The 11295-nt window shown below is 64.9% G+C and carries 9 protein-coding genes; 5 read left to right on the top strand and 4 right to left on the bottom strand.

Annotation, left to right across the window (positions count from 1 at the left end; genetic code table 11):
• Positions 1-215: 215 nt before the first annotated feature.
• From CAG44_RS26135 to CAG44_RS26125, 3 genes are all read right to left on the bottom strand, one after another.
• Positions 216-1166: a LysR family transcriptional regulator gene (locus tag CAG44_RS26135; protein ID WP_025339615.1), complete on the bottom strand. Its 951-nt coding sequence runs from the start codon at positions 1164-1166 to the stop codon at positions 216-218.
• Positions 1167-1276: 110 nt separating this feature from the next.
• Positions 1277-2602: an FAD-binding oxidoreductase gene (locus tag CAG44_RS26130; protein WP_085693361.1), complete on the bottom strand. Its 1326-nt coding sequence runs from the start codon at positions 2600-2602 to the stop codon at positions 1277-1279.
• Between the two features lie 19 nt (positions 2603-2621).
• On the bottom strand, positions 2622-3515 hold the full coding sequence (locus CAG44_RS26125; RefSeq protein ID WP_085693359.1) for a dihydrodipicolinate synthase family protein: 894 nt from the start codon (positions 3513-3515) through the stop codon (positions 2622-2624).
• Between the two features lie 220 nt (positions 3516-3735).
• Here CAG44_RS26125 and CAG44_RS26120 point away from each other — a divergent pair, with 220 nt between their 5' ends.
• Positions 3736-5589: an ABC transporter ATP-binding protein gene (locus CAG44_RS26120; protein WP_085592619.1), complete on the top strand. Its 1854-nt coding sequence runs from the start codon at positions 3736-3738 to the stop codon at positions 5587-5589.
• Between the two features lie 174 nt (positions 5590-5763).
• On the opposite strand, the gene CAG44_RS26115 is transcribed toward CAG44_RS26120, so the two are convergent.
• Entirely contained in the window at positions 5764-6534 is a 771-nt protein-coding gene (locus tag CAG44_RS26115; protein WP_024086800.1) for an IclR family transcriptional regulator, read from the bottom strand.
• Positions 6535-6688: 154 nt separating this feature from the next.
• On the opposite strand from CAG44_RS26115, the gene CAG44_RS26110 reads away from it, so the two are divergent.
• From CAG44_RS26110 to CAG44_RS26095, 4 genes are read left to right on the top strand one after another with little or no spacing between them, the layout of a single operon-like run.
• On the top strand, positions 6689-7498 hold the full coding sequence (locus CAG44_RS26110) for a shikimate dehydrogenase (RefSeq protein WP_085693357.1): 810 nt from the start codon (positions 6689-6691) through the stop codon (positions 7496-7498).
• A gap of 4 nt (positions 7499-7502) precedes the next feature.
• Positions 7503-9236, top strand: coding sequence for an FAD-dependent oxidoreductase (locus CAG44_RS26105; RefSeq protein ID WP_085693355.1), 1734 nt, complete (start codon positions 7503-7505; stop codon positions 9234-9236).
• A complete protein-coding gene (locus CAG44_RS26100) occupies positions 9221-9541 on the top strand; it encodes an NIPSNAP family protein (protein WP_025339629.1) in 321 nt (106 codons plus the stop codon). Before CAG44_RS26105 ends, CAG44_RS26100 begins: the two co-directional genes overlap by 16 nt.
• Positions 9542-9574: 33 nt before the next feature.
• Complete coding sequence (locus CAG44_RS26095; protein ID WP_085592628.1) at positions 9575-11254, top strand: FAD-dependent oxidoreductase; 1680 nt, start codon at positions 9575-9577, stop codon at positions 11252-11254.
• The last annotated feature ends 41 nt before the right edge of the window (positions 11255-11295 follow it).

Here is an 11295-nt window from a genome sequence, read left to right as displayed (position 1 = left end):
CAAGTCCATCTGGGCCCATGACCAGTACACGGAGCTGAAGACCATCTGGATCAACGCTTCGTGACCTGAGCAAGACCGGTGCTGTTCTGACGGAGTTCGGCACCTGGCCGCCCTGTGTTGTCCGGGCTGGCCTCTTCGCGGGCACGCCCGCTCCCACAGGCCATGCATAGCCTCGAAGACTGTGGCTGGCTTGCCGACGGAGAGGCCGGGCCTGCTCAGAACTTCGACAAGATCCAGTCCCGCATGCGGCAACACGCGCTGTCGTCCTTCTTCTGCTCGTTGAAGGTCAGGAAGTGCTGGCTGTCCTTGTGCACCAACTCCTGCGCCACCGGCCGTACCAGCACCCCCTCCTCGATCAGCGGCTCGATCAGGTAATGCCAGCCCAAGGCGACCCCCTGGCCCTTGATCGCCAACTGAACCAGCGAGCCGTAATCGTTGGAATGCAGCAATTGCGCACCTGCCGCCACCCGCGCACTCAAGTCGACATTGTGGTACTCGAACCACATGTACCAGTCGATGTGCTCGGCAATCTGCGAACGGCCGTAAGGGCTGAGGTTCAGCAGTGAGCCCTGGCTGATACCGTCCAGCGTGGCCACTTCCGGGTGCTGTGCCAGGTAGCCCGGGCTGCAGATCGGGTAGATCACGTCATAGGCCAAAGGGTGGCTGCTGTAGCCTTCCCTGATCTTCGACAGCTTGTTGATGAACATGTCAGGCTGGACCCCAGGTTCCATGTTCACGAAATTCTGGGTGATGACCAGGTTCAGGTCGATGTCCGGGTTCGCTGCCAGAAACTCCGGCAACCGCGGCGTCAACCACAAGCCGGAAAACGCCGGTGTACAGCACAGTGTCACCACCCGCTTGCCCTTGTTCTGCCGACGTATGCGGCTCGAGACCTGGGCGATGTTGCTGAGCGACAGCTGTACGGCATCGAAAAAGATCGCGCCTTCGGGCGTAAGCGCCACCGCCCGCCCGTTGCGGATGAACAGCTCGGCGCCCATGAAACCTTCCAGCTCACGTATCTGTTTGCTGATGGCCGCCTGGGTGACGCACAGCGACTCTGCCGCGCGGGTGAAATTGAGGTACTTCGCCGCCGCGACGAACGCCTTTACGGCGCGCAGCGAAGGCATTTGTATAAGCGCCTGATCGGGCTCTGTGTGCTTGACCATTGACCTCTACCAGTTATCAGGAAACGGGGGGCAGTCGCCGCTGGCCCATCATACAAAAAAAGGGCCTCGATCGAGGCCCTTCGGTACTTCATCGACACGACTGGCGCGCGCTATTCATCGCCTGCACGCAGCTCCTTGAACTTCATGTTGGCCTTGGCGCCGATGGTCAGGAACGGCTGTGGCGGCAACGGCTTGGGCTTGTCATAGGCGCTGAGTATCTGCACCAGTTCACTGTCGATGCCCACTGCCAGGTCCGCCGCAGCGATGCCTGCCGCACTCGACTTGGAAGCACCCAGCCCGTTGCAACCACAGGCAGCGATCACTCCGGTATCGACTTCACCGAACGCTGGCACGCTGTTCCAGGTCAGTGCCATGGGGCCGCCCCAGCGGTACTCCATGCGCAACCCCTTGAGCGTGGGGAAACGCGTCGCGAACTTGCCGTCATGCACACGGCCGGCACTGTTCACCTGGCCATCGCCAATGGTCAGGCTCGGGTTGTAGCTGTAGCGCCAGCGCACCAGAATCCGGTCACTGTCACCATCGCTGATCCGCCGCACCGTGGTGCCCATGGGCAACGCCGGGGTGGCGGCCCAGGTACGCTGGCCCGGTAGAAGTCTGGGGTCGAAGCGCTCGGTCAACGAAGCGTAGGTGAACACATGCAGCAGCTTGCCCTTGAAGAAGCCGAAGCTCTGCGCATGGCCGTTGTTGGCAAGGATGATCTTGCCCGCTGAGACCATGCCGTTTGGCGTCTTGATCACCCACGCGCCACCCACCTGCTTGAAGGAAATGGCCGGCGTCTGTTCATACACCTGCACCGGGTCAGCCAGAGCATCGGCAAAACGCCTGACGTAGGCCGCCGGCTGGATCATCACCGTGCCCGGCATGAACATGCCCGAGGTGTAGGCCGGGCTGCCCGTTACCTCGCCAATCTGCCGGGTGTCCAGCAGCTCATACCGCTCACCCAGCGCGTCGAGTTGCTTGCCGTAGGACAGGATGTGCTCGTCCCCCTGGGTGCCCCGGGCCACGCTGAAGCGCCCACAGGGGTCGAAGACTTCCTTGCCCCAGCCATGCAGGTCGGCCAGCTCCCTGCCCAGGTCGATGGCCGTGCGGTACAGCTTGATGTCACGCCGGGCGCGCTCGAGCGAACCACCACCCAAGCCCTCGGCGGACACTTCATGCGGCAGGTCGATGATGAAGCCGGAGTTGCGCCCGGAGGCCCCCTCGCCGACCAGCCCGGCCTCGAGCACCACGACCTTCAGCGTCGGGTCACGCCGGACCAGTTGGCGGGCCGCCGACAAACCGGCAAAGCCACCCCCGATGATGGCGACATCCGCCGTGACCGCACGGTTGAGCACGGCCTTGGCCTGGCGGCGTGGCAGCATCTCCACCCAACCCGAGCTGCCATTGTTGCTGGGCAATTTCGAAGCAGTGTACATAGTGAGCGCCCCTGCGAAATCAGGAAGCCGATGCTTCGCGTTCGATCAACGGAGCCAGTGCCTCACGCAACGCACCCAGCTTGCTTTCGGCCAGGCGGGCCAACGGACGGCGCGGGTTGCCTGCGTCATACCCCATGATCTGCGCGCCGGCGTACACCGACTGCACATAGTCACCCTGCCAGATCAGCGACATCACCGGGGCCAGGCTCTTCCAGATCTGCTGCACCTGGGCCCAGTTGCCTTCGCTGGCAGCATTGGCCACGGCAACGCAGGTCTTCGGCGCCATGTTCGCGCCACCCCAGATCAGCCCTGCCGCGCCGGCGAACAGTGCGTAGGGTACCAGCGGGTCCGCGCCGTTCATGGTCGGCAGGCCGGTGCGCGACAACGACGCCTGGGCTGCCAGATCGCCGCTGCTGTCCTTGACCGAGACAAAGTTGGGGATCTCGCTCAGTTGCTTGAACAGCGACGGTGTCACTTCGACACCGACGGCCTGTGGCACGTTGTAGCCGATGATCGGCAGGCCGGCCTCGGACACGCTCGAGTAGAAGTCGACAATGCCCTGGTCGTCGGTGGGGCCTTCGAAGAAGGGCGGCAGCACCATCACACCGTCGGCACCGCAGTCCTTGGCGTGGCGGGTGCGCTCGACCACTTCCTCGACCAGCAGCGCCGAAGTCTGCGCGATGACGCGGGCGCGGCCGTTGATGACCTTGGCACCAAAGGCCACCAGCTCCTTCGATTCATCCTTGCTCAGGTAAACGTGCATCCCGGTTCCGGAGCTGAGTACGAAACCATGCACACCTGCAGCGATGTAGCGCTCGATCAGGCTCTCGAAACGCGCGTAGTCGATCTTGCCCTGTGCATCGAACGGGGTGGTGATGGCCAGGTTTACGCCGGAAAACTTGAATGCGGACATTGGGGTAACTCCTTATTGTTTTCAGCTGGACGGTCCAGCCAAGGCATTGAGCGTGCTGCGGCTCCATGCAAAAGGCTAAAGTCTCATCCACTGTGCATACAGCGACATTTCGGGCGACGACTTGATGAGAAAAGGTTATGCCGCACACTGCACGAACCCCCGCAGGCCTGAGTGATCTGTATGGTTAGCGCCAGGCAAAAGCTGATTTTCGGAGACAAGCATGCTGCGTATTTTTGAACGATGGCTCGACCCCTTCCCCCCTGACGAGATACCACCGCCACCGGTTGGTCTGTTGCGATTCATGTGGGCCTGCACCCGGGGTGCGCGCGGCTACATCCTGGCGCTTGCGCTGCTCAGTGCCGGGGTATCGATCTACGAAGCCTGGCTGTTCGCCTTCCTCGGCCAGGTCGTGGACCTGCTCTCGGCCTGGCAGGCCGGCGGTGCCGTCGGCCCCGAAGAAACCCGGGTGCTGTGGGGTATCGGCATCGTCCTGCTGGTCAGCATCGGGTTGGTGGCGCTACGCACCATGCTTCAGCACCAGGTACTGGCGATCAATTTGCCGCTGCGCCTGCGTTGGGACTTTCACCGGCTGATGCTGCGCCAGAGCCTGTCGTTCTTTTCTGACGAGTTTTCCGGCCGGGTCACCACCAAGGTGATGCAGACGGCGCTGGCGGTTCGCGATGTGTTGTTCACCCTCATCGAGATCCTGCCCGGGATCGGTGTGTACTTCATCGCGATCATTGCCCTGGCCGGTGGCTTTGCCTTGAAGCTGATGCTGCCATTCATTGCCTGGGTCGTGCTGTTCGGCCTGGCCATGCTGTATTTCGTGCCACGCCTGGGCAAGGTCGGCCAGGAGCAGGCCAACGCCCGATCATCGATGACCGGGCGGGTTTCTGACGCCTACACCAACATCACCACGGTGAAACTGTTCTCGCACGCCAACCGCGAAGCGCACTTCGCGCGCGCAGCCATGGAGGACTTCAAGCAGACCGGTTTTCGCCAGATGCGTCTGGTCAGCCAGTTCGAAATCGTCAACCAGGCGCTGGTGGTGGGCTTGATCATTGCTGCCGGTGGCTATGCGCTGTGGCTGTGGCACCAGGGCCAGGTCGGCACCGGGGCGGTGGCGGCGATCACCGCCATGGCCTTGCGTATCAACGGCATGTCGCACTGGATCATGTGGGAGATAACCTCGCTGTTCGAAAACATCGGCACCGTGCAGGACGGCATGGCCACCCTCACCCGCGGCCCCAAGGTAACGGATGCGCCGGGCGCTGCCGAGCTGGTAACCAAGGGGGGCGCGGTGAGTTTCGACAAGGTCGGCTTCAACTACAACGGCGAGCGCCAGGTACTCGACGACCTGAGCCTGCACATCCGCCCGGGCGAAAAAGTCGGTTTGGTCGGCCGCTCCGGCGCCGGCAAATCCACCTTGATCAACCTGTTGCTGCGCTTCTACGACGTGGACCGTGGGGAAATCCGCATCGACGGGCAGAACGTGGCCAAGGTCACCCAGGACAGCCTGCGCAGCGCCATCGGCATGGTCACCCAGGACACCTCACTGCTGCACCGCTCGATTCGCGACAACATCGCCTATGGCCGCCCCGATGCGACCGAGGCGCAGATCCGCGCCGCTGCGGCCAATGCCCAGGCCGATGGTTTTATCAGCCAGCTCAGCGACCGCCAGGGCAACACCGGTTACGACACCTTGGTGGGGGAGCGCGGCATCAAGCTGTCTGGTGGCCAGCGCCAGCGCATCGCCATTGCCCGGGTGATGCTGAAGAACGCGCCGATCCTGCTGCTGGACGAAGCCACCAGTGCGCTGGACTCGGAAGTGGAGGTGGCCATTCAGGAGAGCCTGGATGAAATGATGCAAGGCAAGACCGTCATCGCCATCGCCCACCGGTTGTCGACGATTGCCGCCATGGACCGGCTGATCGTGATGGATGAAGGGCACATCATCGAGCAAGGCACCCATGCGCAACTGCTGGCGAAGAATGGTACTTATGCGCGGTTGTGGCAGCACCAGAGCGGCGGGTTCCTGGGTGAGGACCAGGGCGTGGCCGAGGCGATGGAGTAGGCGCAAGGAGGGATCAGGCACCGCGTCGCCTGCTTCGCGGGCACGCCCGCTCCCACAGGGATCGCGCCAGGGCAGGGACTTCTGCACTCCTGCAGAATCAACTGCCCTGGCGCGATCCCTGTGGGAGCGGGTTTACCCGCGAAGACGGCAGCACGATTCCCGGACCATACCGCCTCAATCCAGCACCGGCCGCAACAACGCCTGGGCCTCGTACAGGGTCGGCAGATACCGCAAGCGTATTTCATCCACACTCAACCGCGAAGCATGGGTGGTGATGGTCAACGTCGCTTTCAGCCGGCCAGCCCGGTCCAGCAGTGGCACACCCAGCACGCGCATGCCGATTTCATACTCCTGGTCCACGATACAGAACCCCTGCTCCTTCACCCGCAGCAACTCCGCCTCCAGCTGTAACCGGTCCGTCTGCGTATAAGGCGTCAACCCCCGCAGCGGGTTACGCGCAAAGTAGGCATCCCGCTCCCCCTCATCCAGCCAGGCCAGCCAGACTCGCCCGCCGGCGGTGCAATACATCGGTACCCGCGAACCCGGCCGGATCGACAACGAAGACACATGGCTGTAGCGGCTGCGTACCAGATGGATGATCTCGTCACCATCACGGGTACCCACCGACACATGCTCCTGCGTCTGCCGCGCCACCTGCTCGACGATCGGCCGCAGCATGCGCGGCAGTTGCGCCGAGTCCACATACGCCTGGCCAAGGCGCAGCGCCTTGGGCGTAAGCCAGTACTCACGGCTGTCGGTTTCGGCAAACCCTTCGTGCACCAAGGTCAACAGAAACCGCCGCGCGGCACTGGGGGTAAGGCCGGACAACCTGGCCGCCTGGGGCACGCTAAGGCGCGGCTGCTCGGCGCTGAACAGCTGCATGAGCGCCAGGCCCTTCTGCAAGCCGGCGATCAGGTCACGGGGGTGGATAGCGGGGGTGTTCATCTATTCGACTCGCAAGCAGGGCAAAAACAGCCGATTACCGCGATAACCGGATCAATGATGCGATTATCGCATTAAACGCCCGATCAGCGCATTGTTGCCCACGCCCCCTTGCCTCACCCTTGGCCTGCATAACAACGCCAATAAGGAGGTCAGCATGATTCGTGGTTCCACTGAACTGGTCGCCATCGTCGGTTCGCCCATTGCCCAGGTGAAGTCCCCCGAAAACTTCAACACCTGGTTCGCCAACAACAACTGCAACCTCGCCATGCTGCCCATCGACCTGCATGAGGCCGCACTGGATACCTTCGCCGGCACCCTGCGCGGCTGGCAGAACCTGCGCGGTTGCGTGGTCACCGTGCCGTACAAGCAGGCCCTGGCCAGCCACCTGGACGGCCTGAGCGAGCGCGCAGCCGCGCTGGGCTCGGTCAATGTAGTGCGCCGTGAGCGAGACGGTCGCCTGCTGGGCGACAACGTGGACGGCGCCGGCTTCCTCGGTGCTGCGCGCAAACATGGCTTCGAGCCGGCGGGCAAGCGTGCGTTGGTGATCGGTTGTGGCGGGGTCGGCAGTGCCATCGCCTATGCGCTGGGCGAGGCCGGCATCGCCAGCATCACCCTCAGCGACCCCAGCACCGCGCGCATGGGCGCTGTGTGCGAGCTGCTCGGCAATGCCTTCCCCGCGGTCGAACTCGCCACCCGGGTCGACGGGCTGGAAGGCTTCGACCTGCTGGTCAACGCCTCCCCTGTCGGCATGGGCGGTAGCGCGGAACTGCCGCTGCCTGCCGCCCTGCTCGCCACCTTGCAAGCCGAAACCCTGGTCGCCGACGTGGTCACCTCGCCCGAGATCACCCCGCTGCTGAAGCGGGCACGCCAGGTTGGCTGCGCGGTCCAGACCGGCCCGGAAATGGCCTTCGCCCAACTCGGCCACCTGGGCGCCTTCATGGGCGTCACGCCGCTGGAGATCTGAAGCCATGCCGACGCATGAACATGCGCAACACAACTTTGACCTGGTCGTGCTGGGCAGCGGCGCCGGTGGTTTTACCGCTGCCGCCACGGCCGCGCGCCATGGGCTGAAAGTGCTGGTGGTGGAAAAGGCCGAACACTTTGGCGGCACCTCGGCGATTTCCGGCGGGGCGGTGTGGCTCTACGGTACCGATCAAGCCCGCGCCGCCGGTGCGGTGGACTCCCCCGAGGCCATTCGCACCTACCTCAGGCAGGTCATCGGCGACGGCTATGACCCCGCCCTGGTCGACGCCTTCATCGAGCATGGCCACCAGGCGCTGCGCTGGCTGGAGCAGAACACCGAACTGCGCTACGCCCTGCGCCCGCATTCGCCGGACTACTACCCGGACGCCCCCGGTGCCACCCAGTTTGGCCGGGCGCTGGAGATGGTCGAGTACGACGGCAGGCAGCTCGGCCCGCACTTCAAGGACCTGCAGATGCCACCGCCCGGCATGTTGCTGTTCGGCGGCATGATGGTCAACCGCGTGGATATCCAGCATTTTCTCAGTATCCGCCGCTCGCCCCGGTCGCTGTGGCATTGCCTCAAGCTGATGGCGCGTTACGCGCAGGACCGCCTGCGCCACCCGCGCGGCACGCGGCTTACCACCGGCAACGCCTTGATCGCCCGCCTGGCCAGCAGCGCCTTTGCCCATGGCACGCAGCTGTGGTTGCGCAGCGAAGCCCTGGAGCTGATCGTCGAACGCGGCGTGGTCACCGGCGTGGTGGTGCAACGCGAAGGGCGCCGTGAACGGGTGCTGGCCCGGGGCGGTGTGGTGTGCGCCATGGGCGGGTTCGCTGCAGGCGCGCTGGCCGACAGCTACCGGCCGGCCCGGCAAGCGCCGCACCTGACCATGTCACCGCCCAGCAATGACGGCGCTGCCCTGCGCCTTGGCCAAGCCGTGGCCGCAGCCCAGGGTGAGGGCCTGGTGGCCAACTTCTTCTGGGCACCGGTTTCCGAACTGCGCCATGCCAGTGGCGAGCATGAGCGCTTCCCGCACCTGGTCACCGACCGCGCCAAGCCGGGCGTGATCGCGGTGAGCCCGGACGGGCGACGTTTCGTCAACGAGTCCGATTCCTACCACCACTTCGTGCAGACCATGTTCGCCAAAGGCATTGCCAGCTGCTGGCTGGTCTGCGATGCCGAGGCGATGAACCGCTACGGCCTGGGCCTGGCGCGGCCAAAGCCGGTGGACAACCAGGCATTGATCGACGCCGGCTACCTGCACCGCGCCGCAACAGCGCAGGCCCTGGCCAAGGCCATTGGCGTCGACCCACAGGTGTTCATGCAGACCCTGGAGCAGTTCAACGCCGACGCCCGCAACGGCATCGACCGCGCGTTCGGCAAAGGCGGCAACAGCTACAACCGCTACATGGGCGACCCGCAACACACGCCCAACCCATGCCTGGCGCCGCTGACCAGCGGCCCGTTCTACGCCATCCGCATCCACACCGGCGACCTCGGCTCGGCCCGCGGCCTGGTGACCGACGCCCAGGCCAACGTGCTGAACCGCGATGGCCAGCCGATTGCCGGGCTGTATGCAGTCGGCAACGACATGAACTCGCTGATGAAAGGCACCTACCCCGGCCCCGGTATCACCCTGGGCCCTGCCCTCACCTTCGGCTGGCTCGCTGCCAACCACATCGCCGCGCGCCTGCAGGCGCCAACCACCCACATGGAGACTCCAGCATGTACTACGAACTGAGAACCTACACCCTCGACCCACTGAAAATGGCCGACTGGCTAAGCCTGTACCAAAGCCACGCGCTGGAGGTGCAAAGCGAGCATCTCGGTAACCTGGTCGGCTTTTTCACCAGCGAGTTCGGCGAGGTCAACCAAGTGGTGCATATCTGGGGTTATGCCAGCCTCGACGAGCGCATGGCACGCCGTGCAGCCATGGCAGCGGACCCGCGTTGGGCAGAGTTCTCGAGGCGCAACCGCGAGCTGGGCGCGGTGCTGCACTTGCAGTCGCGAATGCTGCGGCCCACCGGTTTTTCGCCGCTGCAGTAAAACCTTCCTCCAACGCCTGAGCGGAACCCCACGATGCAACCCCTCGAATGTGACGTACTCGTCATCGGCTCCGGTGCCTCTGGCCTGGCTGCCGCCGTTACTGCCGCCCATCACGGCCTGCAGGTGATCGTCGCGGAAAAAGCCAGCCAACTGGGCGGCACCAGCGCCTGGTCGGGGGGCTGGCTGTGGACACCGCGCAACCCGCTGGCCATTGCCGAAGGCATCGTCGAGACCGACGATGCCCCGGAGCGCTACCTGCGCGCGCAAACCCATGTCAGCGAACTGAACCCGCGCCAGCGCGCCTTCCTGCACCATGGCCCGGAGATGGTGGCGTTCTTCCAGCAACACACTGCCGTACAGTTCCAGTGCGGCAGCCGCATGCCCGACATGCGCGAAGGCGACGGCAGCGCGCGCGGTGGGCGTTCGCTGTGCGCGCTGCCATACGACGGGCGCCTGCTCGGGCCCTGGCTGCACAAGCTGCGCCCACCGCTGGACATCGTCAGCCTGGCCGGCATGGGCATTGCCGGCGGCGCCGACATGGCCGCCTTCTTCAACGCCACACGCTCGCCCACGGCCGCGCTGCATGTGGGCAAGCGCCTGCTGCGCCATGGCCGCGACCTGCTGCTGCACCGGCGCGGCCTGCAACTGGTCAATGGCAACGCCCTGGTGGCACGGCTGCTGCGCAGCGCCCTGGACCTGGGCGTGACGCTACTGACCGACAAGCCGGCCAGTCGCCTGCTGGGCGAAGGCCGGGTCAGCGGCGCGCAGTTTGCCGACGGCCAGATGATCCATGCCCGCCGCGGTGTGGTTTTGGCCTGCGGTGGCTTTGCGCATGATCGCCAGCGCATCGCGCAACTGATGCCGCATGCGCCGGACGGTGACCAGCACTACTCCGCCGCGCCATGTGAAAACAGCGGCGACGGCCTGCGCCTGGGCGAACAGGCCGGTGGCCTGGTCCAGACGACTGCGACCCATGCGGGGGCCTGGGCACCTGTGTCGCGGGTGCCGCGCAGCGATGGCAGTTTCGGCCATTTCCCGCACTTGATCGATCGCGCCAAGCCCGGTTTCATCGCCGCGCGCCGCGATGGCCGGCGCTTCGTCAACGAGGCCGATTGCTACCACGACTTCATGAACGCGCTGTTCGCCGCCACGCCGCAGGGTGAAGCGCCGGAAGCCTGGTTGATCTGCGACCATGCCGCGCAACGGCGCTATGGCATCGGCTGGGCCAAGCCCTTCCCTTTCCCCACCCGCCACTATCAACGCTGCGGTTACCTGCACAGCGGTCGCACGCTGGCGCAACTGGCACAGCGCTGCGGGATCGACGCCGCGCAGTTGCAGCGCACGGTGCACGACTTCAACCGCCATGCAGCCCAGGGTGAAGATCCGCTTTTCCGGCGCGGTGCATCGGCCTACAACCGGGCGCAGGGCGAGCCGTTGCAAGCCCCCAATCCATCGCTGCGGCCACTGCTGCACGGGCCGTACCACGCAGTGAAACTGTTGCCGGGCAGCCTGGGTACCTTCGCCGGCCTGGGCACGGATGCCTCGGCCCGGGTGCTGGACCGCGAGGCGCGGCCGATCCCCGGGTTGTATGCGGTGGGCAACGATATGAACAGTGTGATGGGCGGGTATTACCCGAGTGGTGGTATTACCTTGGGGCCGGGGATGACATTCGGTTATCTGGCTGGTAGAGCATTGAGTACCTTGACCACCTGAAATCACGTTGCCCCTTGCCTTGCCCGCAGGCCCAACGCAAC

The sequence above is a fragment of the Pseudomonas sp. B13(2017) genome (assembly GCF_002113245.1).
Taxonomy (GTDB): domain Bacteria; phylum Pseudomonadota; class Gammaproteobacteria; order Pseudomonadales; family Pseudomonadaceae; genus Aquipseudomonas; species Aquipseudomonas putida_Z.
Note: the sequence above shows the minus strand (reverse complement) of the source record. Positions and strands in the feature narration are given on the sequence as shown.